This is a genomic window from Tritonibacter sp. SIMBA_163, from assembly GCF_046535935.1.
Classification (GTDB): domain Bacteria; phylum Pseudomonadota; class Alphaproteobacteria; order Rhodobacterales; family Rhodobacteraceae; genus Epibacterium; species Epibacterium scottomollicae.
In genome coordinates this window covers 1-261 of record NZ_JAWJBP010000671.1, presented here as the reverse complement: position 1 = coordinate 261, position 261 = coordinate 1, and the positions used below count along the sequence as shown (strand labels likewise).

1 pseudogene is annotated in these 261 nt (G+C 67.0%); it reads left to right on the top strand.

Annotation, left to right across the window (positions count from 1 at the left end):
- Positions 1-261 (top strand): annotated as a pseudogene (locus R0J92_RS23995) (hypothetical protein); the annotation flags it as partial.

The window sequence follows — 261 nt, the reverse complement described above, 5'->3', positions numbered from 1 at the left end:
GCGGACCGCGCATCCTGTTCTACAGCCACGACACCTTCGGGCTGGGACATCCGCGCCGCTCTCGTGCCCTGGCCGCCGCGATCACCTCTGCGGATCGCACCGCCTCTGCGGTGATCCTGACCGGCTCGCCGGTGGCGGGGCGCTTTGCTTTCCCAAACCGGGTCGATCACATGCGTCTGCCCGGCGGCCGCAAACGCTCCGATGGGTCCTACGCCAGCCGCACCATGGGCATGAATATCGAGGAAACCACCGAATTGCGTG